Raw genomic sequence first — 570 nt, forward strand, 5'->3', positions numbered from 1 at the left:
GCGAGAGCCGGGTCCTCACCGTCGAGGCGTCGGCGGGAAAAACCCCGGGCGCGCCCGTATCGCCCGCATTTTGAGCAAAACCTCAGGTTTTTTAGAGCCTTCCCGCGCTGCTCCATTGACTTTGGCCGATTCCCGCCTATGTTCCGAAGCGACGCGGCTCAGATCGAAGAGCGATTCTTGAGCCTTGCGCTTTGTCCGCGTGAGTCAGCACCCCCAGCTTCCCTAGGAGCGCGCCGTTTCGGGGTGGAACGCGACAGCCTTATTACCCTCGATTCCGAACGGCGGTTTCGACCAGAGGCTCAATGTCCTTTTCAGATCTCGGACTATCCGAAAAAGTCCTCGCCGCAGTGGCGGCCACCGGTTACACCACTCCCACCCCGATTCAGGAACAGGCGATCCCCCACGTCCTTGCACGCAAAGATGTGCTCGGCATCGCCCAGACCGGCACCGGCAAGACCGCGGCGTTCGTGCTGCCGATGCTCACCATCCTCGAAAAAGGGCGCGCCCGGGCGCGCATGCCGCGCACGCTGATCCTCGAGCCGACCCGCGAACTCGCGGCCCAGGTGAAGG

At 63.3% G+C, this 570-nt stretch carries 1 protein-coding gene; it reads left to right on the plus strand.

The features are described from left to right. Window positions 1-302: 302 nt before the first annotated feature. Window positions 303-570 (plus strand): DEAD/DEAH box helicase (locus JHD07_RS35725; RefSeq protein ID WP_291630759.1); only part of this gene is annotated, 268 nt, incomplete at its 3' end.

The organism is Bradyrhizobium sp., assembly GCF_016462955.1.
Classification (GTDB): Bacteria; Pseudomonadota; Alphaproteobacteria; order Rhizobiales; family Xanthobacteraceae; genus Bradyrhizobium.